1 protein-coding gene is annotated in these 273 nt (G+C 64.5%); it reads right to left on the bottom strand.

Annotated features, from left to right (window positions below):
* Positions 1-17 precede the first annotated feature (17 nt).
* Positions 18-273, bottom strand: a 256-nt coding sequence (locus tag KVT28_RS25135; RefSeq protein WP_217550886.1) for a M23 family metallopeptidase, incomplete at its 5' end; no start/stop codon positions are given.

Raw genomic sequence — 273 nt, 5'->3', positions numbered from 1 at the left:
CGTCGCGATGACTTCCATCACACGGAATGTTGGTGGTCGGGATCGGCCGCGACCAAGATCGGATACGGATCGATCGCGGGACCCCCACCAGGATGCACCTCGAAGTGCAGGTGCGGCCCGTATGCGTCGCCCGTGTGACCCACGAGTCCCACGAGGGTGCCGGCGTCGACGAGTTGTCCGACCTTCAGGTCAGGCGCGTACGCGGACAGGTGCGCGTAGTAGTACGACGTGCCGCTCTCACCCTTCAGCCAGAGCTGTTGACCACCGAGCATC

Origin of the sequence: Pantoea sp. GbtcB22 (assembly GCF_019091025.1) — a bacterium.
GTDB lineage: Bacteria > Pseudomonadota > Gammaproteobacteria > Enterobacterales > Enterobacteriaceae > Pantoea > Pantoea leporis.
Note: the sequence above shows the minus strand (reverse complement) of the source record. Positions and strands in the feature narration are given on the sequence as shown.